We start from the raw sequence: 17,618 nt of genomic DNA, 5'->3' as shown, positions 1-17,618 counted from the left end.
GGTTCTTCGGCGCGTCGCGGCTTGAGCGGGCGTTACATGTCCTTCATGGGCATGGCGGGATCCTTGGCGTCCTTGGGAGCCATGGGTTTGCCTTTCGGGGCCATCGGCTTGTCCATGCAGCAGCCCTTCATGGGCTTCTTGGCGGCGGGATCCTTGGGCGGCGTGGCCGGCATGTTCGCCATCCCCTGTTGATGGTCCTTCATCATCTGGTCGTGCATCTGCTGGCCGCCATGGTCCATGCCCTGCATGTGGGCGTGGTCCGGCGGGGTCTGGGCGGAGGCGGCCGGCGCGGGCTGGGTCTGGGCCTTGGGCGCGGGGCCGTCGGCGAATGCGGCGGTCCCCATGGCCAGAAGGCCGACAGCGCCGGCCACGACTGCGATCTTGCGCATCATTTCTGATCTCCAACTTATGACGTTCGCGTCCGATGGCGTCGTCTGCATCTCGAACGGCGTGACGCTTGCAATGCCCGCAATTGGCGGCCGCGCGTATACGTAAGGTCCGAAGGCGCGGTCAGCGCGACATCTGTCGGCAGCCCGCGGCGCACACCCTGCACGTCTCGGCGCACTGGGCCATCGGGGCGTCGGCGCGGGGTTTCGAACAGGCCGCCGCGCACAGGTCGCAGGCTTCGGCGCAGGCGCGGCAGAGCACCGGGTGCAGGGCCGAGCCGCGGAGCATGGAGTTGGCGGTCGCCTGGCACAGCTCGGCGCAGTCGGTGAGCATGGCGATCAGGTCGGGGGCGGCGAGCGCGCCGCCTTGATCGAGGGCGTAGGCGGCGGTCTCAAGGCACCGGCGATGGGAAGCCAGGCAGTGATCGATGCAGTCGCTCATCGACATCGCCATGCCGGGCATGGCGTCCATGCCCTTCATGTCGTGGGCCTGGGCGGCCGCCGCGGCGGGCTGGGAGGCGCCGGCCGCCAACAGGGCGGCTCCCGTGAGCAGGTCTCGTCGTTGCAGCATGTCAATCTCCCGGCGGGTGGGCGGGTCTGGTCAGACCCGCGGTGAGGAAGGTTCGCGGCCCGTGGCCCTGGCCATGCGCGTGTCCTCCCAGGGCCAGTGGCCGTTGATCTCGACGCCGAGCGAGATGCTAAGGAAGGTGCGCACGAAGACCAGACCGGCCAGGACGATGAGATCGTCCAAGGTCGGGTTGATGACGAGCGACTTGACGATGTCGCCGGCGACCAGGAATTCGAGGCCAAGAACGATGCTTCGGCCGAGGGCGGACCGGAACGCGCCATAGGCCTTGGCCCGGTCGCCCGATCGGGCCCGCAGGGCGAACAGGATCGTCGCCAGCGCCGCGCCGCTGAGGATGGTCAGCGTGCCCGCCAGCTCGAGGATGATCACCGCGAGCCTGAAGAAGGCGCTGAGCCAGCCGGACTCAATGGTGATCATACCAGCCTCGGCGGCGGATGTTGTTGAAGCTGTCGGTGGTGTGACAGGCGTAGCATTGTTCGACGCGCGCCTTGGAGCCGGCGGCGCGCTGGGAGACCATGCTGAAGTGCTCCATGAAATGACTGGGCGGCGCGGTGTGGCACTCCGAGCATTGCGTCGAGCTGACCGACGGATGCCGGAAGTTGGGAACCTTCCAACTGCTGGTCGCGTGGCAGCTGGCGCAGTCCTGGCCGAAGAGTCCCAGATGCGGATCGCGGACGGAATGGCAGCTTGCGCAATTGAGCGCGGCTTCGGGCGGCAAGGCGTGCGGATTGGGTGGCGAAACAGCCGGCCCTCGCCACACCGCCGGATCGAGCAACGCCTGATGGTCCATCTTCACGATGGCGCGCGCGCCTTCGTGCTCGACGTGGCAAGCCGTGCACTCCTTAGCCTGGGCATGGAACTGGGTCGACTGTTTGTTTCCGAAATCGGTGCTCGCGTGGCAGGCGACGCAGGTCTTGCTCTCCACGCCCTTGAGAGGCGTGTGGCAACTGGCGCACTGCGCGCCGAAGGCTTGGTGGGCCGGCGACAGGGGGCCTGGCGCGACAAGCTGAGCCACCGGTCCGGCGCCGGGCGGCGCGCTTGTCTGCATCATCGCCGCGACGCCCAGCAGCGCCAGGCCGGCGGCGACAAAGATCCAGTAGAGGAGGCGGTCCCGCATCATAGCCAGCGCAGCCCGAAATAGATGGCCGCGGCGATGTGCAAAAGCAGCACCAGGTAGACCAGCGCCCCCAGGACAGCGTGCAGCCACCGCCAACGCGACAACAGCCGGTTGGTCGCACCCTCCGCGCGGATGGCGAACTCGGTGTCGGCCAAGGCCGCGGCCAGGGCCTCGGCCCCATCGGGCGGCGGCGCCGGCGGTTCGCCGGCGACGAAGAACAGCCGCTTCCAGCGGGAAAGCGCAACGGCCGCCGCCGTCGGCGCCGGGGGCGCCGGCAGGTGGAGATACGCCGCTTGCAGGGACGCCAGCTCGGAGCGGCGGCCGCGCAGGGCCCGCGCCGTCTGCGCCAGCAGGTAGCGGCCGACGAAGCCGCTGAGGACCGTCAGCAGCACAAGGCCGGTCAGCGTTAGGCCGACGGGGCTGCCGAACTTGTGGGCGGCATGAACCAACCCCAGGATCGGAGCCAGCACGCCCGCATACACATGCAGGGCCAGCAGCGTCGGCTTGCTGACGAACCGGCCTGTCCACCGTTCCGCCGCCTTGACGTGCTTGACCACCACATAGGGCAGGGTCAGCAGCATGAGGACGGCGGCGACGACGCCGATGACGCCGCCGACCAGGCTGCCGGGAAAGCGCGGCGCGACGTGCAGGACGTAGCCCAGCGGAAAGAGCAGCAGGAAGGCCACAAGCAGGCCGACGGCCATGTCGCCGCGCTCGCGCATCAGGCCTCCACCACGAGCGGCTGGCCCGTGCTCTTGGCCTGGCAGGCCAGGATGTAGCCCTTGGCCTTGTCGGCGGGATCCAGGCCGGTCTCCACCGCCATGGTGACCTCGCCCGAAATCAGCCGGGTGACGCAGACGCCGCATTCACCCGAGCGGCAGGCATAGGGGATTTCCACCCCCGCGCCCTCCGCGGCTTCCAGGACGGTCTGGCCGGCGGGGAGCGGGGCCGACACGCCCGCCACGGAAAAGGTGATGGTGGCCGCGGCGACCGCCGGCGTGGGGGGCGCGACGACGCTCGGGGATGACGGCGCGGGGGGCGGCGCCTTGACCTCGAGCTCGGCCGCGTCGGCGGGCAGCGACGCGGGCCCGAAGGCTTCGGTGTGAAGTTGAGCGTCCGGGACGCCCAGAGCGGCCAGCTCCCGGCGCATCGCGGCCATCATGCCCGGCGGCCCGCACATGTGAATGCGGCGGCGGGCGATGTCTGGGACCGCGTCGAGCAGCATCTGGCGGGTGAGCGGGCCTTGCGGCCCCAGCCAGACCGTGCCGGCCGAGCGTCGCATGGCCGCCATCACGTGCAGATTGGAGAACCGCCGCTCGAGCCGCTCGAGCTCCTCGCGGAAGACGAATTCGTCGGTCGAACGGGCGCCGTACAGGAAGAAGATCTCGCCCGACCAAGCCGTGTCGGTCAGGTAGCGCAGGACCGACATCATGGGGGTGATGCCGACCCCGCCGGCGATCAGCACGATGCTGTCGGCGTCGGTTCCGGTGAAGGTGAACGCGCCGAAGGGGCCCGTCGTCTTCAGCAGGTCGCCGACGGCGACCTTGTCGTGCAGAAAGCACGACACGACGCCCTGCTCCTCGCGCTTGACCGTTAGCTCGACATAGGCGCGCTGCGTCGGCGAGGAGGCGATGGTGTAGGATCGCCGCGAGGGCTTGCCATCCACCGGCTCCACCTCGACCTGGAGAAACTGGCCGGGCAGAAAATCGAAGGGCAGCCGATCGGCGGCCGGGTCGGCCAGCCGGAAGGTCTGAATCGTCGGCGTCTCCCGCACGATCTGGACCACCCGCAACGGGCCAGACCAGCTCCTGGGCTTGCGCAGCGACGCCCCGGCGGGCGGCGCGGCGTTGCTCGGCGTGAGCGTTTCAGCGCCCGGCTCAACGGCCGCCGCCTGGCGTGGCGAGGCCGTCGCGGTCGCCGGGGCGGGCGCGGGGGCCGTCGACCCGCCGGCGTCGACGATCTTGCGGACCCGCCGCAGGCGCGCGACCTGCAGGCCCAGCAGCATCGCGCTGACCATCGCCAGGACGAACATCAGCATGAAATGGGGCGGCGAGACGCCGAGCCACCGGATCGGCGCCGCGTGCGGCGGCGCGCCCAGGCTCATCTGATCCCGAAACCAGGTGATCGCCGCCGGCTGCGGGGACGCGCCGCGGTCGAGGGCGGCGAGCGCGGCCGATCCGCTCGCGAAGAGGTCGCTTGCTTCACGCAGGCGCCGCGCCGCGCTCGCCCGGGCGGCCGGATCTTCGGACCGCGCGGCGGCGGAGGCCTCGGCGGCCATGGCCAGTCCGCGCTCCACGCGCGCTTGGGCCTCGCCCATCAACCGGTTGCGCCCCTCGGCGCTGAGCGACGGGGCGGCGAGCAGTTGTGAGACGAAGGGCGTGCGCCGGGCGCCATGCTCGCCTTCGCCCTCCATCATCTCGTCCATCATTCCGCTCATGCCGGCTGCCGCGGGGCTCGGCGCGGCGCCCATGACGCCGGCGTCCGCCATCGCGCCGCCTTGCGCGCCCGGATGGTGGGCCGCGTGCTCGTCGCCTTCCTGGGCGATGGCCGCCGTCGAAAGCAGAAGGCAGGCGGCGGCCAGACCCAAGCTCCATCCCTGTCGGCTGGTCGTCCCGCGCATCGGGCTTGCCCTCGTCTTCACATGTCCTTCATCGGAGCCGATGGGCTCATCGGCGCGGCGTCGGGTTGGGGCGTCGTCCCCGTGGCCGCGCCGCCCTGGCGCATGGCGTGGTGATCCATCTCCTGACGATGATGGCGTTCCATCGTCGCCGCGTCGTGATCGGCGTCATGTTGCCCGGCGGCGTTGTTCGAAGGCGCCGTCGAGCCGCCGACGCCGGGATCCGGATCGGCGGCGCTGGGGACCGGGGCCGCGGCGGGCGACGGGGCCGGGGCCTGGACCGAGGCCGCGGGCGGCGGGGGCTCAGCGCCCTTGTCGCCGCAGGCGGTGAGGGCGAGCGCCGCGGCGCCGATCACAAGCGCCTGGATGGGCGCGCGAAGTGTGTGGCGGATGTCGATCATGGCAAGTTCCTCCCTGGAGATCATGGGCTCGACACCGATGGCCTTCGCCGCGGACGGGCGCGCCAGGGGCGAGCGGTGGAGCCGGCGAGGTCGCCGGCCAAGGATTGACGTGTCGCCGCGCGCCCGGGCGGGTCAGAGCGCCTCCCGCGGTGCGTCGCCGCGGGCGTCCGACCGCCGGACCCGTCTTTCGGCGAGGAAGGCCAGGATCGGACAGTCCGAGGCCGCCACGTCCATCGGGCAATCGTCGGCCAGCGCGCTGAGCACGTCACGGATATCCGACAGCCGCTGAATGCGGCGTTCGGCGTCGCGGATCTTCTCGCGGGTGATCTCCAGCACCGCCGACGCCTTGGCGGTGTCGGAGGCTTGAAGCGCGAGCAGGTCGGCGGTTTCGGCGAGCGTGAAGCCGAGCTCCTGCGCGGCCCGGATGAAATGGAGCCGCAGGAGGTCGGCGTCCTCATAGACACGGTAGCCGGCGCCGGTCCTGCCCGGATCGCGCAGCAGGCCGGTGCGCTCGTAGTACCGGATCGTATCGCGCCGCACGCCGGCGGCTGCGGCGAACGCGCCGATCTTGAAGGTCGTCATGATACTCGTCGCCTCGCTCGTTGGACGAAAGCCCAAGGTCAGCGGAGGGGCGCGCGCGCCGGTCGCTCCGGCGAGACGGCGTGGGCCATCCCGCCGCTGGCGAACCGATCGCCCGCTCAGTTCTTGCGCAGCTCGACGATGTCGTGCTTGGCCGGCGTACCGTCGGCGACCGTGACATGGGCGAAGTGGTCGTCGAAGACGTGGTCGATCTTCACGTGCCCGACGAGGTCGCGCCGATAGGACGGCGGGGCCTTGTTGGGCCCCGGCAGCTGCTTGACGCGGTAGACTTCCAGGGTCTGGCCGACCTCGGCGCCGTCCGCCTTGCCGATGCAGATCACGGTGCCGTTGCTGTCGTTCGCGACGATCGAGCCCTTCATGAAGAAGGTGTGGCCGATCCCTTGCGCCAGAACCGGCGTTGCAACGAGCATCGCGATGCCGGCCAAGCCGGCGATGACGGACGTCTTGATCATCTTTGACTCCTTAGATGAATAGGTTTGAAGATGAGTAGATGCGCCGCCGTTTGATCTTCGACGGGAAGAAGTTGTTCTTCGAGTCCAGGACTAGGGTCCTACGTCCCGGGTCGGAATACGTAGATTCCGAAGCGCAGGTTTTGGCCCTCGTCTCGCGCGACGGGGCGCCAGGCCGCGGCGGCGATCGCGCCGCTCCGAACCTCGGCCGTCCTGGGCGCGGGCGCGTCCCCCCGGGGGGCGATCGCCATGCGGGGCCGGGGCGTGCGTGGCTTTCACCCGCACCCGAGCGTCGCCAGCGGCCCAACACCTGTGGATCCGTGCGGACGTTTTCAGCATATGGTTTTTCTCCGCGTCGTGCGCCGGACGCACGGCCGGCCCGGGGGCGCGTCGCGCCTGAGGTGAGGGGTTGGACCGCGGGCCGCGTATGTAGGCGTGCAGAGTCAGGGGATCGACGATGAGCGACCAGCTCGACGAACTTTTCGAGGCGTTGCGGCGCCAGCCGCACGCCCAGCTGCCCGGCCTGGAAGGCCAGGTGTGGGCCAGGATCGACAGCTGGCGCGACGGCCGGCGCGCGGCGAACGCGCTCGTGCCGCTGCGCGCGGCCTCGGTGGTGGCGGCCCTGGGCCTGGGCATGGTCGGCGGCAGTCTCGCGGCCAACGCCGCCGCGCGCGCCCCCTCCGAGATCTCGGCGTTTTCGGTCGACGCGCACCTGGCGCCGTCGACCCTGCTCGGCGGGCGCTGACATGCGCCGGATCTCGCGCGGGGCGGCCCTGACCGTCGTCCTGGCGCTGCTGGCCGGGATCGCCGGCGGCTGGCTCGGCTCGGGCCGGTTCTTGCCGATGCATCACGCCCAGTCGCTGCACGAGATGGTTCACCACGAGCTGAAGCTCAGCCCGGATCAGGATCGCCGGCTCGAGGCGCTCGAACAGGATTTCGCCGTGCGTCGCCGCGCCCGGGAGGCCGAGCTGCGCGCGGCCAACGCCCAACTGGCCGCCGCCATCCAGGCGCGCCACGAATACGGGCCCGAGGTCGAGGCCGCGGTCGAGCGTTTCCATGTCGCCATGGGGGCGCTGCAGCTGGAGACGGTCCAGCACGTCCTGGCGATGCGTAAGGTGCTGACCCCCGAGCAGGCGGCCAAATTCGACCGCCGCGTCAGCGAGGCGCTCACGAACGAGACGCCGTGACCGCCGGCCTTGGCGAGGACGAGGACGGCGCGCTGGCCAGGCGCGCGGCGCGCGGCGACGAGCGCGCCTTCAGCACGCTGATGCGGCGTCACAAGGGCGCCTTGCACGCCTTCGCCCGGCGCCATGTCGGCGACTCCGAAGCCGCCCACGAGGTGGTGCAGGAAAGCTTCGTGGCCGCCTGGAAGGCGCTGGATCGCTATGATCCGACCCGGCCGTTCGGCGCCTGGATGCGGGCCATCGTCCTGAACAAGTGCCGCGACCGGGGGCGTCGCCTGCTGGTTCGGCGGCTGATCCTGGGCGAGCGGTCGATCGACGCGCCAGGCGCGCCCGATCCCGCCGACCCCGCGCCGGGCCCCGAGGCGGCGAGTCTGCGCGCCGAACAACTGTCGCGCCTGGAGGCGGCGATCGCGCGCCTGCCCGACCAGCTCAAGGAGCCGCTGATCCTCACCTATCTGGAAGGCTATTCACAACAGGACGCCGCGGCGGTCCTGGGCGTCAGCGTCAAGACCATCGAGATGCGCGCCTATCGCGCCCGCAAGCGGCTGGCCGACTGGCTGGTCGATCCCTGACTTTTTTCGCCCGCCGGCGAGGGGGGCGACGGTTTGGCGCGTAGCCACCTAGAGATCGCGTCGCGGCCGTCCCTCACGGCCTGCCGCCGGCGCGTCATCGTCAAAGGGCTGTCATGCTTCGATCCAGCGCGGCTTTCGATCGCCGTCGTTTTCTCCAATCGCTCGCCGTCCTCGGCGGCGGCGCCACCCTGGCGAGCCTGCTGCCGTCCTGGGCGCGCGCGGCGGGCGATCCCGGCCGCGCGCCGGCCGCCCTTTCGGGCGAGGACATCAAGCTGACCATCGGCCACACGCCGATCACGGTCGACGGCAAGGCCGGCCACGCCGTGACGATCAACGGCACGGTTCCTGGCCCGCTGATCCGGCTGAAGGAAGGCCAGCATGTCCGCCTGTCGGTGACCAACACGCTCGACGAGGACACCTCGATCCACTGGCACGGCCTGCTCGTGCCCTTCCAGATGGACGGCGTGCCCGGCGTCAGCTTCCCGGGCGTCAAGCCCGGCGAGACCTTCACCTACGAATTCCAGGTCCGCCAGGCGGGCACCTATTGGTACCACAGCCATTCGGGCCTGCAGGAGCAGATGGGCCACTATGGGCCCATTATCATCGATCCGGTCGGTCCTGATCCGGTGGCCTTCGACCGCGAGCACGTCGTGGTGCTGTCGGACTTCAGCCGCCTGCACCCGCACCAGATCTTCAAGAAGCTCAAGCAGCAGAGCGGCGCATTCAACTACCAGCGCCAGACCCTCGCTGGGCTTCTGGCCGGCAAGGACCAGACCCTGGCCGAGCGCCTGGACTGGGCCAAGATGCTGATGGACCCGACCGACATCTCCGACGTCACCGGCGCGGCCTACACCTTCCTGGTCAATGGCCATGGCCCCGCGGACAACTGGACGGCGCTGTTCGCGCCCGGCGAGCGCGTGCGCCTGCGGTTCATCAACGCCGCGGCCCAGTCGGTCTTCAACGTCCGCATCCCGGGGCTGCGCATGACCGTGGTCGCCGCCGACGGCCAGCACGTGCGGCCCGTCGAGGTCGACGAGTTCCAGATCGGCAACGCCGAGACCTATGACGTGATCGTCCAGCCCGCCGAAGACAAGGCCTTCACGATCGTGTCGGAGTCGGTCGACCGCTCTGGGTTGGGCCGCGCCACCCTGGCGCCGCGGCTGGGCATGAGCGCCGAGGTCCCGCCGCCGCGCGAGCGGCCGCTGACCACCATGCGCGACATGGGCATGGATATGGAGGGAATGGACATGGGGGGCATGGACCATGGCTCCACGGACATGTCCGGCATGGATCACGCGGCCATGGGCGCCAAGGCCGCGACCCCCGCGCCCGGCATGGCGCCGCCGCGCCAGCGCGGAAGCGACGTGATGGGCAAGATGGACAAGGGCGGCATGGACATGTCCATGCGCAATCCGGACAACGCGCCTCAGGTCAGGCTCGGTCCGGGCGTGCAGTCGATCGCGCCGATGCCGATGGATCGCACCGGCGAGCCTGGCCAGGGCCTCGAAAGCGTCGGCCACCGGGTCTTGGTCTATCGCGACCTAGTGGCCCTCGAGCCGAATCCCGACCCGCGCGCCCCGGAGCGATCCCTCGAGATCCACCTGACCGGCAACATGGAGCGGTTCATGTGGGGGTTTGACGGGCGCAAGTTCAGCGATCGGCCGCCGCCCTACGCCTTCCGCCACGGCGAGCGGGTCCGGGTCACCCTGGTCAACGACACCATGATGGCCCACCCCATCCACCTGCACGGCCACTTCTTCGAACTGGCCTTCGGACCGGCGGGCCACATGCCGCGCAAGCACACCGTCATCGTCCTGCCCGGCGGCCGCGTCAGCTTCGACTTCACCGCCGAGACCGGCGACTGGGCCTTCCACTGCCACATGCTCTATCACATGCACGCGGGGATGTTTCAGGTCTTCAGCGTGCGCGACACCCCCGCGGAGGGCGCGCGATGAAGGCCTCGCTGATCGCCCTCTTGCCGGTCCTGTGGGCCGCGCCGGCCCTGGCCCAGCACGCCGGCCACGCCGGCGCGCCAGCCGCGCCCAGTTCCAAGCCTGCGCCGGCGGCCCCGCCTCCAGCCGCCGACCCCCATGCCGGACACGACATGGGCGCCATGCCGGCCATGGCCATGCCTCAGACGCAGGTCGCGCCGGCGACCGACCCCCACGCCGGCCACGACATGGGCGCCATGCCCGGCCTGGCTGTCTCCGGTCAATCGGAACGCCCGGCCGAAGCGATGGGACCGCCGCCCTTGCCCGATCACGAAACAGCTCCGCCGGCGCCGCCCACCGACCATCTGGCCGACAGGGTCTTCGATCCGGCCGCCATGGACCGGGCTCGCGCCGTGCTCCGGCAGGAGCATGGCGGCGCCCAGGTCTCGCAGGTGATGGCCAACCTCCTGGAATACCGCGCCCAGGCCGGGGGCAACGGCTATCACTGGGACGGCGAGGCTTGGTTCGGCGGCGACCTCAATCGCCTGGTGATCAAATCCGAGGGCGAGGGCGGCCGTCACGGCGTTCAGGCCAGCGAGGTGCAGGCGCTCTATTCCAGGCCCGTGGCGCTCTATACCGACTTGCAGGTGGGCTTGCGCCAGGATGTCGAGCCCAAGTCGCGCACCTATGCCGCCGTCGGGTTCGAAACCCTGTTGCCCTACTGGATCGAGGCGGGCGGAGCGGTGTTCGTTTCCAGCAAGGGCGATGTCCTCGCGCGCGCCGAAGGGGCGATCGACTGGCGCCTCACCCAGCGCCTGATCCTGCAGCCGCGCACCGAACTCAACTTCGCCGCCCAAGACATCCCCGCAGCGGCGATCGGTTCGGGGCTCTCGAGCGGCGAGCTCGGATTGCGCCTTCGCTATGAGGTTCGGCGCCAATTCGCGCCATATGTCGGCGTCGCCCTATCCAAGCGGTTCGGGCGCGCCGCGGACTTCGCCCGGCTGCGCGGCGACGAGGTCACCGAGACCAGTTTCGTGCTCGGCCTGAGGGCCTGGTTTTGACCATCGATCCTAGCGAGGCTTCCATGAAGATGCTTCGCTCTTGCGAGCGCCCTGACCCTGCTGGCCCAGCCGGCGGCCGCCCAGATGAGCGCTATGGACCCTGCGGCGCATGCGGTTGAGGCGAGCGCGCCGGTCGAGGCGGTCGGCGTCGTGCGCGCCATCGACGCCAAGGCCGCCAAGATCACTCTGGCCCATGAAGCGATCCCGGCGCTGAAGTGGCCGCCGATGACCATGGCCTTCAAGGTCGCTGATCCGACCCTCCTGAAGGGCCTGAGCGTCGGGACCAAGGTGCGCTTCAAGCTGCGGGGCCAGACCATCGTCGGCCTGACCGCGGTCTAGCGCCCATCGGGCCGGCGCTCGCCGGCTCCAACCATTGCCTCGGGGGAGGGGCCATGTATCCGTCGGACATCCGTCCGCTCACGTCGTTGCGCATCTGCGCGGCGCTGTGGGTGCTCGTCTATCATTTCCGCAACCACCTGGACCTTGGTCTCGAGCGCTTTGGCCTGGCCGCCAAGGGCTACCTCGGCGTCGACCTCTTCTTCATCCTGTCGGGTTTCATCCTCAGCCACGTCTATACGCGGGCCTGGGCCGAGCGACGGTTCAACTACGGCTCCTTCCTTTGGGCGCGCCTGGCGCGGGTCTATCCCGTCCATCTGGTCACCCTGGCCGCGACGATCGCCATCTGGCTCGCGGCCTTGAAGCTGGGCGTCCGCTTCGATCCCCAGGCGTTCGACCCGCGCATGCTCCCCCAGCACCTGTTGCTAGTGCATGCCTGGGGCACGACGCCCACCGTGCAATGGAACTTCCCCTCCTGGTCGATCTCGGCTGAGTGGTTCGCCTACCTCGGCTTTCCGGTCGCGGCCATCGCCTCGGTGTCGCTGAGGCGTTGGCCACGCCTCTTCGTCCTCGCCGTGCTCGCCCTGTTCGTCGCCATGTTCCTGACGGCCCAGGGGCGCGGGGTGCTGTTCACCGACATGAGCGCCCAGATCGGCGCCTTGCGGATCATCCCGGCCTTCCTGATGGGCGCGGCCCTGCATCGCTTGGGATCGAGCCTGAGCCTGCCGGCCGGCATGGCCGGATTCGGCGCGCTCGCCGCGACGGTCTGGGTGGCGATCGCCGCCAACCTGCGACTGAGCGATCTCTATATCTGGCCGGGTCTGGCTATGCTGATCTTCTGCCTGGCCGAGACGTCCAAGGCCGCGAAGCCAGGCGCGATGTCGGCGCCGGCGCTCGTCTATCTCGGCGAGGTCTCCTACAGCCTCTACATGGTCCACCTTCCGGCCGACATCGTCTATTTCCACGCTCTGGAAAGGCTGGCGCCAGACCTGTCCGGCGCCGGGATCGCCTTGGCCTGGGCAGGAGCGTTCGTGGCCTGTCAGCTGGCCGCGATGGTCGCCTACCATCTTGTCGAACGGCCTGCGCGTAACTGGTTGCGGGCGCGCGATCCCTTCGCGCGGCGCCCCACGCCCGAGCCGGCGCACGAACCGGTGCTCTGAACGTTGCGGCTATTGCGCGCTGATCGGCGCGAGACGCCCTAGCCAGGCGACCACGGCGACGAGCGCCATCGCCGCGCTCAGTTCCAGCACGAGACTGCGGCGCAGCGCCTTGACCGCCGTGCTGGGCGGCGCCGGCTCGACCAGGGCTTCGCGCAGGGCCGGGGTCAGGCGAAACCGGTTGGCGGCGGCCAGCACGACCATGGCGCCGAAGAGAACGAGCTTGAGAAGCAGAAGAAGCCCGTAGGGCGTGCGGACCAGGGCCGCAACGCCCATGGGCCCGACGAGGAACCAGCTGTTGATCAGGCCGCTGGCGACCAGCACGGCGACGACGCCCGAGCCGATGCCCGAGAAACCCGCCAGGGCGGCATGGAAGGTCGGCGCCTGTCGCGCGTCACGCCGACTGACCCCGGCCAGCCCCAGAAAGAACACCAGGGCGCCGACCCAGACGGCGGCCGCCGCGAGGTGGGCGATGTCGGCCGCCAGGTGCAGGCTCCCGCCGAAACCTTCGGTGGCCGCGCCGTGGCCCATCCAGGCCATGCTGGCCGCAGCCACGGCCCCCAACGTTGATACAGCGATCCAGGCGGCGCGGCCGGGCGGCGCGAGCAGAAGCACGTGCAGCGCCACGACCGCGGCCAGGGCCCGTGCGAGCGAGGCCGCGCCCATCGCCATCTCGCTGATCACCGAGGTCAGGATCGAGGGATCCAGCGCCGCGGAAAGCGACCCGGCGACCACGGCCGTTTGCAGCACAAGACCCAGGAGACTGGCCACGACCAGCAGCGCGGCGCAGCCCGCCAGGAGCCGACGCGGCCAGCCCAGCGCCACGGCGCTGGACGGACCCGCGGCCGGCAGGGCGTAGAGCGCGAAGAGCGCCCCGCCCGCCAGGACGAAGCACGTCACATATTGCGCCCAGCGAACGAGGACTACCGCGGTCTCCATCGGCTACTTCACCGTGAAGGCCAGGGTCCCATCCATGCGGTGACCGTCATCGGCGGCGGCCGCATGCCAGGTGAGCTTGTAGGCGCCCGCCATCAGCCGGCCCTTGGGCACGCCCGTGATCGTCTTGCGGTCGGCCGAGACGGTGGTCTTGACCGGCGCCTTCATGCCGTCGGCCATGGCCAGCTCGAAGCTCGAGAAGGCTGGGGCGAGCTTTTCATTGAAGGTCAGGCGGATGGTCTTGGGCGCGGCGACCGTGGCGTTGGCGGCGGGGTCGGAGGCCACCAGCTTGGCGTGGGCGCTGGCCTGGCCGCCGGCCAGGATCGAGGCCGACAGAACGGCGGTGGCGAGGAAAGCGCGGTAGGTCATGGGGCGGTCCTGTTGAAAGGCGACTTTGTCCTAAGTTCCTACGCGGGCGGCGGCCCAACCCCTCAACAACGCCCGCGCCAGTCAGCGCCTAAAGCCGCACCGCCCGCAGGCGCAGCGCATTGCCGACCACGCTGACCGAGGACAGAGCCATGGCCGCCGCGGCGATCGCCGGCGACAGCAGCCAGCCGAACACCGGATAGAGCACCCCGGCCGCGATCGGCACGCCCGCCACATTGTAGGCGAAGGCGAAGAACAGGTTCTGCCGGATGTTGCCCATCACCGCTCGCGAGAGGCGACGCGCCTTGACCAGGCCCTCCAGGTCCCCGTGCAGCAGCGTGACCCCGGCGCTCTCGATGGCGACGTCCGAGCCCGCGCCCATGGCGACGCCGACCTCGGCCGCCGCCAGGGCCGGCGCGTCGTTGACGCCATCGCCCGCCATGGCGACCTTGCGGCCTTCAGCCCGCAGGCGCTTGACCACGGCGGCCTTCTCGTCGGGCAGGACGTCGGCCTCGACCTCGTCGATGCCCAGCCGCTTGGCGACGGCCTGGGCGGTCGTGCGGTTGTCGCCGGTCAGCATGACCACGCGCACGCCGTCCGCCTTCAGGGCTTCGACGGCTTTCTGGGTGGTCGGCTTGACCGGGTCGGCGATGGCCAGCACGGCGGCGACCGCTCCGTCGATGGCGACATAGATCGCCGTGGCGCCGTCCTGGCGCAGCGCGTCGGCCTGGTCGGCGAGCGGCGCCGACGCCACGCCTTGCTCGTCCAGGAAGCGGGCCGAGCCGATCGCCAGGACGCGCCCCTCGACCTTGCCGACCACGCCCTTGCCCACGGGCGAGTCGAAGTCTTCGGGATGCGACAGCGGCAGCTCCAGCGCCGCCGCGGCTCGAACGATCGCGTCGGCCAGCGGATGCTCGCTGGCCCGCTCCAGGCTGGCGGCCAGGCGCAGAATCTCCTCCTCCGTGAACCCCGCCGCCGGGCGGATCGCCGTGACGGCCGGTCGGCCTTCGGTGAGGGTGCCGGTCTTGTCGACGACGAGCGTGTCGATCTTTTCGAAGCGCTCCAGGGCCTCGGCGTTCTTGATCAGCACGCCGGCTGCCGCGCCGCGGCCGACACCGACCATGATCGAGATCGGCGTGGCCAGCCCCAGGGCGCAGGGACAGGCGATGATCAGGACCGAGACCGCCGCCACCAGCGCGAAGGCCATGCTCGGCGGCGGGCCGAACGCCGCCCAGGCGCCGAAGGCGATCAGGGCGACGAGCATGACGGCCGGCACGAACCAGCCCGATACCCGGTCGGCCATCCGCTGGATGGGCGCGCGGCTGCGCTGGGCCTCGGCCACCATCGCCACGATCTGCGAGAGCAAGGTGTCGGCGCCGACCTTGTCGGCGATCATCAGGAAGGAGCCCGTCTTGTTCAGCGCGCCGCCGATCACCTTGTCGCCCGGAGACTTGTGGACCGGCATGGACTCGCCGGTCACCAGGGACTCGTCGACCGAGGCCTCGCCCATCAGCACCCGGCCGTCGACGGGGATCTTTTCGCCGGGGCGCACGCGCAGGTGGAAGCCGACCTGGATGTCCTCGACGGGAATCTCGAAGTCCTCGCCGTCGAACATCCGGCGCGCGGTCTTGGGCGACAGGTCCAGCAGCGCCTTGATCGCGCCGGAGGTGTTCTCGCGGGCGCGCAGCTCAAGCACCTGGCCCAGCAGCACCAGAACCGTGATCACCGCGGCGGCCTCGAAATAGATCGGCGTCGAGCCGTCGGGTCGGCGGAAGGCAGCCGGGAAGAGCTGGGGCGCCAGGGTGGCCACCACGCTGTAGGCCCAGGCTACGCCGATGCCCATGGCGATCAGCGTGAACATGTTGAGCTGGCGCGTCGCCAGCGAGCGGGCGCCACGCTCGAAGAAGGGCCAGCCGCAGCCCAGCACCACGGGGGTCGCCAAGGCCAATTGGACCCAATTGGACACCCCCGGCGCCAGGTGCGGCGCCATCAGTCCGACGTGGCCGCCCATCTCCAGCGCGAAGACCGGCAAGGCCAGGGCCAGGCCGATCCAGAACCGGATCGTCATGTCGCGCAGTTCGGGATTGGGTCCGCTGTCGGCCGTGACGGTCAGCGGCTCCAGGGCCATGCCGCAGATCGGGCAGCTGCCCGGGCCGGACCGCCGGATTTCTGGGTGCATCGGGCAGGTATAGATCGCGCCCGGCGTGGCCTCGGACGCTGCTGCCGTCGGCGTGGCGGGGTTTTGCAGGTAGCGTTCAGGCTCGGCGTCGAACTTGCGAGCGCAGCCGGCCGAGCAGAAGTGGTAATGCTGGCCCGCGTGCTGGCGGTGCTCCGGCGCGGTGGCCGGATCCACGCTCATGCCGCAGACGGGATCGCGATGCTCGCCGACCGGGACGCCAGGGTCAGGGTGATGGCCTTGGTGCGAGTTCGAACCGCTCATCCGTCTGCCTTCCGCGCGCTACGACACGCTGGGCACTACGCATCTCAAAACGGCTTCCCTCATTGCGACGTATCAACCTGTCGGAAATCTTGAGCATGATCGGTCATGGAACCAGGCCGGGTTGGTTGCTCGGTGGACTCTGACGTCGACGTCCCACGACCTTGGCGTCGTCGCAGGCCACGAGGTTTCGCCGGTCCCAGGCGTCCAGTTCCTCGATCGGATAGAGCACGGCCTTGCCGATCTTGACGAACGGCGGACCGATGCGCTGGGCGCGCCAGTTTTCGAGGGTGCCGACCGAGACCTCGCCGCGATAACGCTCGGCGACCTCATCGGTGGTCAGAAACTTCTCGTCGGCCATGGGTCTGGCTCCGGTCATCCGCGTCGACAGCCGCCGGGGATCGCGGCTGTCCGTCCACGCGGGCTCATCGGTCTTCACCTTGGCGAGGCGGAACATCTCGGCAAGGTGGTCCGGGGCCAGACCGCGTCCAGGCCGCGCCAACAGCGCCCCGCCCGTGCGAGACAGGAGGCTGGTGATACGGTTGCGGCCCTCACGGCGCCCGATCGCGGCGTCCGGAAGGTAGGGTAACGAGCGTCCCAGGTGTCTTGCAGAGCGAGCCGCTTCCGGCTCGCCAGTCACGGGTCACGCAGGCGCTAGGATCTGCTCCCCCCGCCCCTGTTGCTCTGCACGAAGGAGGCAGCGCGCTTTGTCAGCCTCTCGCCCAGGACCATGGAAAAGCATCGCTCCCATGGGACGGGACCGGCCTATTCGAAGCTCGGGGGCAGGGTCGTCTACCGCATCGCGGATCTGCAGACATGGGTCGCGCTCGGCGCCCGGACCTCAACCAGCGACGTCGGCGTGGGGGTCGTCTATCCGGCCAAGGCGCGCTTCCGAACAGAGGGCGGCGCCTAGCGCCTCCACTAGGCTTGGCCCGTCTTGGCCGTGAGGAGGTCCTTGTAGCCGGTCGTCGTCATCCACTCGGCCCGCTTCAAGTGCGTTTCCCAGCAGGCGCGGGCCGAGGCCTCATCCTGGGCGGCGTCGCGGTGCAGCACCAAGAGCGCGACTTCGCGCCAGTCAGCCTCGTCCCGGCGGGCGTCGAGCAGGCGCAGATAGACGACCAGATGCTGTAGGTCGTAGTCCGTCAGGCTCTCGGACCAAGGCGCAAGGTCGGCGATCTCAGGATCGAGCACGGGCGCCATGCGCGTCCTCCGTCTGGTCTTCGTCTTCGTCTGGACGGTCCCGCCACAGCCTGTCGGGGCCGTCCAACCCGGCGATGAATGACCCGGCTTCCGCCCAGGCGCAACCGACGCCGACGCCGGTCCGCCCCTCGACAGCCCTTGGACCTTTAGCCAGACTTTTAAGTCTGCGCCATGATGAGCGGGTCGCCATGTCGGCGGATCGGACGCCATTGCCGCCCTGGAGGTCCCAAGAGGCCTATCGCCCCCTGCTCGCGGCCGACCCGTCGGTGTGGGCCTGGGAAT

At 70.1% G+C, this 17,618-nt stretch carries 22 protein-coding genes; 8 read left to right on the top strand and 14 right to left on the bottom strand.

The features are described from left to right. Positions 1-32 precede the first annotated feature (32 nt). From ABDW31_RS24490 to ABDW31_RS24450, 9 genes are all read right to left on the bottom strand, one after another. On the bottom strand, positions 33-392 hold the full coding sequence (locus tag ABDW31_RS24490) for a hypothetical protein (RefSeq protein WP_062100022.1): 360 nt from the start codon (positions 390-392) through the stop codon (positions 33-35). A 118-nt stretch (positions 393-510) separates the two neighbouring features. Beyond that, positions 511-957: a four-helix bundle copper-binding protein gene (locus ABDW31_RS24485; RefSeq protein ID WP_184717256.1), complete on the bottom strand. Its 447-nt coding sequence runs from the start codon at positions 955-957 to the stop codon at positions 511-513. 30 nt (positions 958-987) lie between these two features. Further along, positions 988-1,389 carry a DUF1622 domain-containing protein gene (locus ABDW31_RS24480; RefSeq protein WP_343699770.1) on the bottom strand — a complete coding sequence of 134 codons (402 nt, stop codon included), beginning with the start codon at positions 1,387-1,389 and terminating at the stop codon, positions 988-990. After that, positions 1,376-2,092 carry a hypothetical protein gene (locus ABDW31_RS24475; protein WP_062100025.1) on the bottom strand — a complete coding sequence of 239 codons (717 nt, stop codon included), beginning with the start codon at positions 2,090-2,092 and terminating at the stop codon, positions 1,376-1,378. The genes ABDW31_RS24480 and ABDW31_RS24475 overlap by 14 nt, the downstream gene beginning before the upstream one ends. Further along, complete coding sequence (locus ABDW31_RS24470) at positions 2,089-2,811, bottom strand: hypothetical protein (RefSeq protein WP_062100026.1); 723 nt, start codon at positions 2,809-2,811, stop codon at positions 2,089-2,091. Before ABDW31_RS24470 ends, ABDW31_RS24475 begins: the two co-directional genes overlap by 4 nt. Next, complete coding sequence (locus tag ABDW31_RS24465) at positions 2,811-4,676, bottom strand: 2Fe-2S iron-sulfur cluster-binding protein (protein ID WP_241736216.1); 1,866 nt, start codon at positions 4,674-4,676, stop codon at positions 2,811-2,813. Before ABDW31_RS24465 ends, ABDW31_RS24470 begins: the two co-directional genes overlap by 1 nt. 50 nt (positions 4,677-4,726) lie before the next feature. Then, positions 4,727-5,107 (bottom strand): hypothetical protein, encoded by a 381-nt coding sequence (locus ABDW31_RS24460; protein WP_066730188.1) that lies wholly within the window; start codon positions 5,105-5,107, stop codon positions 4,727-4,729. 132 nt (positions 5,108-5,239) lie between these two features. After that, complete coding sequence (locus tag ABDW31_RS24455) at positions 5,240-5,689, bottom strand: heavy metal-responsive transcriptional regulator (RefSeq protein ID WP_062098120.1); 450 nt, start codon at positions 5,687-5,689, stop codon at positions 5,240-5,242. 116 nt (positions 5,690-5,805) lie between these two features. Then, a complete protein-coding gene (locus ABDW31_RS24450) occupies positions 5,806-6,159 on the bottom strand; it encodes a hypothetical protein (protein WP_172274915.1) in 354 nt (117 codons plus the stop codon). Positions 6,160-6,613: 454 nt separating this feature from the next. Here ABDW31_RS24450 and ABDW31_RS24445 point away from each other — a divergent pair, with 454 nt between their 5' ends. The 7 genes from ABDW31_RS24445 to ABDW31_RS24415 all read left to right on the top strand — a co-directional run bounded on the left by ABDW31_RS24445 (position 6,614) and on the right by ABDW31_RS24415 (position 12,400). Next, complete coding sequence (locus ABDW31_RS24445; protein ID WP_066685866.1) at positions 6,614-6,901, top strand: hypothetical protein; 288 nt, start codon at positions 6,614-6,616, stop codon at positions 6,899-6,901. A gap of 1 nt (position 6,902) precedes the next feature. Further along, on the top strand, positions 6,903-7,343 hold the full coding sequence (locus ABDW31_RS24440) for a periplasmic heavy metal sensor (RefSeq protein ID WP_062098114.1): 441 nt from the start codon (positions 6,903-6,905) through the stop codon (positions 7,341-7,343). Continuing rightward, positions 7,340-7,912 carry an RNA polymerase sigma factor gene (locus ABDW31_RS24435; RefSeq protein WP_066685867.1) on the top strand — a complete coding sequence of 191 codons (573 nt, stop codon included), beginning with the start codon at positions 7,340-7,342 and terminating at the stop codon, positions 7,910-7,912. Before ABDW31_RS24440 ends, ABDW31_RS24435 begins: the two co-directional genes overlap by 4 nt. A gap of 113 nt (positions 7,913-8,025) precedes the next feature. Further along, on the top strand, positions 8,026-9,867 hold the full coding sequence (locus tag ABDW31_RS24430; RefSeq protein WP_062098112.1) for a copper resistance system multicopper oxidase: 1,842 nt from the start codon (positions 8,026-8,028) through the stop codon (positions 9,865-9,867). Continuing rightward, positions 9,864-10,904, top strand: coding sequence for a copper resistance protein B (locus ABDW31_RS24425; protein ID WP_066685871.1), 1,041 nt, complete (start codon positions 9,864-9,866; stop codon positions 10,902-10,904). Before ABDW31_RS24430 ends, ABDW31_RS24425 begins: the two co-directional genes overlap by 4 nt. A gap of 84 nt (positions 10,905-10,988) precedes the next feature. Next, positions 10,989-11,243, top strand: a complete 255-nt coding sequence (locus ABDW31_RS24420) for a copper-binding protein (protein WP_082769426.1) — start codon at positions 10,989-10,991, stop codon at positions 11,241-11,243. Between the two features lie 53 nt (positions 11,244-11,296). After that, entirely contained in the window at positions 11,297-12,400 is a 1,104-nt protein-coding gene (locus tag ABDW31_RS24415; RefSeq protein WP_066685874.1) for an acyltransferase, read from the top strand. A gap of 9 nt (positions 12,401-12,409) precedes the next feature. On the opposite strand, the gene copD is transcribed toward ABDW31_RS24415, so the two are convergent. The 4 genes from copD to ABDW31_RS24395 all read right to left on the bottom strand — a co-directional run bounded on the left by copD (position 12,410) and on the right by ABDW31_RS24395 (position 16,497). After that, on the bottom strand, positions 12,410-13,336 hold the full coding sequence (gene copD, locus ABDW31_RS24410; protein ID WP_184717258.1) for a copper homeostasis membrane protein CopD: 927 nt from the start codon (positions 13,334-13,336) through the stop codon (positions 12,410-12,412). 3 nt (positions 13,337-13,339) lie between these two features. After that, a complete protein-coding gene (gene copC / locus ABDW31_RS24405) occupies positions 13,340-13,702 on the bottom strand; it encodes a copper homeostasis periplasmic binding protein CopC (RefSeq protein ID WP_066685876.1) in 363 nt (120 codons plus the stop codon). Between the two features lie 88 nt (positions 13,703-13,790). Then, positions 13,791-16,139, bottom strand: a complete 2,349-nt coding sequence (locus tag ABDW31_RS24400) for a heavy metal translocating P-type ATPase (RefSeq protein WP_343699769.1) — start codon at positions 16,137-16,139, stop codon at positions 13,791-13,793. Between the two features lie 103 nt (positions 16,140-16,242). Further along, positions 16,243-16,497, bottom strand: coding sequence for a helix-turn-helix domain-containing protein (locus tag ABDW31_RS24395; protein ID WP_184723692.1), 255 nt, complete (start codon positions 16,495-16,497; stop codon positions 16,243-16,245). Between the two features lie 300 nt (positions 16,498-16,797). On the opposite strand from ABDW31_RS24395, the gene ABDW31_RS24390 reads away from it, so the two are divergent. Continuing rightward, positions 16,798-17,049 (top strand): helix-turn-helix domain-containing protein, encoded by a 252-nt coding sequence (locus ABDW31_RS24390; RefSeq protein ID WP_343699773.1) that lies wholly within the window; start codon positions 16,798-16,800, stop codon positions 17,047-17,049. Positions 17,050-17,057: 8 nt separating this feature from the next. On the opposite strand, the gene ABDW31_RS24385 is transcribed toward ABDW31_RS24390, so the two are convergent. Further along, entirely contained in the window at positions 17,058-17,336 is a 279-nt protein-coding gene (locus ABDW31_RS24385) for a DUF2285 domain-containing protein (RefSeq protein WP_066685885.1), read from the bottom strand. Positions 17,337-17,618 lie beyond the last annotated feature (282 nt).

The sequence above is a fragment of the Caulobacter sp. genome, assembly GCF_039596335.1.
Lineage (GTDB): Bacteria > Pseudomonadota > Alphaproteobacteria > Caulobacterales > Caulobacteraceae > Caulobacter.
Note: the sequence above shows the minus strand (reverse complement) of the source record. Positions and strands in the feature narration are given on the sequence as shown.

Bases quoted from the DNA above. Each gene is read 5' to 3' on its own strand.
- ABDW31_RS24490 (WP_062100022.1), bottom strand. From the start codon at position 392: ATGATGCGCAAGATCGCAGTCGTGGCCGGCGCTGTCGGCCTTCTGGCC.
- ABDW31_RS24485 (WP_184717256.1), bottom strand. From the start codon at position 957: ATGCTGCAACGACGAGACCTGCTCACGGGAGCCGCCCTGTTGGCGGCC.
- ABDW31_RS24480 (WP_343699770.1), bottom strand. From the start codon at position 1,389: ATGATCACCATTGAGTCCGGCTGGCTCAGCGCCTTCTTCAGGCTCGCG.
- ABDW31_RS24475 (WP_062100025.1), bottom strand. From the start codon at position 2,092: ATGATGCGGGACCGCCTCCTCTACTGGATCTTTGTCGCCGCCGGCCTG.
- ABDW31_RS24470 (WP_062100026.1), bottom strand. From the start codon at position 2,811: ATGCGCGAGCGCGGCGACATGGCCGTCGGCCTGCTTGTGGCCTTCCTG.
- ABDW31_RS24460 (WP_066730188.1), bottom strand. From the start codon at position 5,107: ATGATCGACATCCGCCACACACTTCGCGCGCCCATCCAGGCGCTTGTG.
- ABDW31_RS24455 (WP_062098120.1), bottom strand. From the start codon at position 5,689: ATGACGACCTTCAAGATCGGCGCGTTCGCCGCAGCCGCCGGCGTGCGG.
- ABDW31_RS24450 (WP_172274915.1), bottom strand. From the start codon at position 6,159: ATGATCAAGACGTCCGTCATCGCCGGCTTGGCCGGCATCGCGATGCTC.
- ABDW31_RS24445 (WP_066685866.1), top strand. From the start codon at position 6,614: ATGAGCGACCAGCTCGACGAACTTTTCGAGGCGTTGCGGCGCCAGCCG.
- ABDW31_RS24440 (WP_062098114.1), top strand. From the start codon at position 6,903: ATGCGCCGGATCTCGCGCGGGGCGGCCCTGACCGTCGTCCTGGCGCTG.
- ABDW31_RS24430 (WP_062098112.1), top strand. From the start codon at position 8,026: ATGCTTCGATCCAGCGCGGCTTTCGATCGCCGTCGTTTTCTCCAATCG.
- ABDW31_RS24425 (WP_066685871.1), top strand. From the start codon at position 9,864: ATGAAGGCCTCGCTGATCGCCCTCTTGCCGGTCCTGTGGGCCGCGCCG.
- ABDW31_RS24420 (WP_082769426.1), top strand. From the start codon at position 10,989: ATGAGCGCTATGGACCCTGCGGCGCATGCGGTTGAGGCGAGCGCGCCG.
- ABDW31_RS24415 (WP_066685874.1), top strand. From the start codon at position 11,297: ATGTATCCGTCGGACATCCGTCCGCTCACGTCGTTGCGCATCTGCGCG.
- copD (WP_184717258.1), bottom strand. From the start codon at position 13,336: ATGGAGACCGCGGTAGTCCTCGTTCGCTGGGCGCAATATGTGACGTGC.
- copC (WP_066685876.1), bottom strand. From the start codon at position 13,702: ATGACCTACCGCGCTTTCCTCGCCACCGCCGTTCTGTCGGCCTCGATC.
- ABDW31_RS24400 (WP_343699769.1), bottom strand. From the start codon at position 16,139: ATGAGCGGTTCGAACTCGCACCAAGGCCATCACCCTGACCCTGGCGTC.
- ABDW31_RS24395 (WP_184723692.1), bottom strand. From the start codon at position 16,497: ATGGCCGACGAGAAGTTTCTGACCACCGATGAGGTCGCCGAGCGTTAT.
- ABDW31_RS24385 (WP_066685885.1), bottom strand. From the start codon at position 17,336: ATGGCGCCCGTGCTCGATCCTGAGATCGCCGACCTTGCGCCTTGGTCC.